The 853-nt window shown below is 63.0% G+C and carries 1 protein-coding gene; it reads left to right on the top strand.

Translation table 11 applies throughout. The features are described 5' to 3' along the window. On the top strand, nt 1-759 hold a 759-nt coding region (locus tag EOD15_RS34915; RefSeq protein ID WP_127409353.1), incomplete at its 5' end, for a DUF2066 domain-containing protein. Nucleotides 760-853: the final 94 nt, after the last annotated feature.

Below are 853 nucleotides of genomic sequence, written 5' to 3'. Positions count from 1 at the left end.
ATGGCGGGGATTTTGGAAGCCCTCTACAATTCGCAGACCATCGTCAACGGCAAATACGAGAAGAACCGCCAGTCCGGATTCAAGCGCTGTCTCGACGCGGTTCTGGTGCGGGTTTCCGGCGATCAGCGCCTGCCGGCGAAACCTGAAATGACGGCATTGCGCGACAAGGCCGGCAGCTTCGTCGCAGGCTTTCGCTACCGCGACCGCATGGAAGGCATTCCCAACCATGACGATCAGGGCACGTACGATCGGCCCCACGACCTTTCCTGCCAGTACAAGCCGGCTGAAATCGACCCGGTGCTGGCTTCGCTCGGCAGCAGGCCGTGGCTGGCTGAGCGGCCGCAGCTGGCGGTGTTTTTGACGACCGAGCGCGGAACAATGCATTATGCGCTCGATGCCGACGACGACCGTGGCGTGCCGATGCGCGAATCGTTCGGCAATGCCGCCGTACCGCTGGCCATGCAGGTGGCTTTTCCCACGGCGGCGCAGCTGTCGCGGGCCGGATTGGACGATCAGGAGCTTCGCAATGCCGAGATGACGAAGCTCGACACACTGGCGAAGAAGACCGGCGCCGACCAGGCGCTTTCCGGCAGTCTCGTCTGGAGCGACAAGGAACTGGGCTGGATCGCCGACTGGCGGCTGGCCGCGGCCGGCAAGACCTACATCTGGCAGGTGCGCGGTGTCGGCTTCGACGAGGCTTTCCGTGTCGCCATCAGGGGCGCAGCACAGATTCTGTCAGGCAATGGGCAACCCGAATAGACTTCGACCGGATCGCTGGCACAATCGTGCCGCATTGGTCAGCAGCGGGAGCTCGTGGTAAAAGCCTGCCCGAACGAGAGTATTGGCGATGAAC

It is taken from the genome of Mesorhizobium sp. M7A.T.Ca.US.000.02.2.1, assembly GCF_003996995.1.
GTDB lineage: Bacteria > Pseudomonadota > Alphaproteobacteria > Rhizobiales > Rhizobiaceae > Mesorhizobium.
The sequence above is the reverse complement of the archived record's forward strand: the minus strand, read 5'-3'. Positions and strand labels throughout refer to the sequence as shown.